Consider the following 235-nt stretch of genomic DNA (forward strand, 5'->3'; position numbering starts at 1 on the left):
CCGGTGGAAGATGCCCATGGCGTTCGAGCCGCCGCCGACGCACGCGCACACGCCGTCGGGCAGGCGCCCGACGCGGTCGAGGACTTGTTGGCGGGCCTCGACGCCGATGATGCGGTGGAAGTCGCGGACCATCTCGGGGGAGGGGTGCGGACCGGTGAGCGTGCCGAGGACGTAGTGCGTCGTCTAGACGTTGGTCACCCAGTCGCGGCAGGCCTCGTTGACGGCGTCCTTGAGC

The 235-nt window shown here is 70.6% G+C and carries 1 pseudogene; it reads right to left on the reverse strand.

Features of this window, described 5'->3' with window-relative positions:
- A pseudogene (locus ACPYOM_RS23975) lies at positions 1-235 on the reverse strand (tryptophan synthase subunit beta); the annotation flags it as partial.

This window comes from Monashia sp. HAY1-2A (assembly GCF_056755315.1).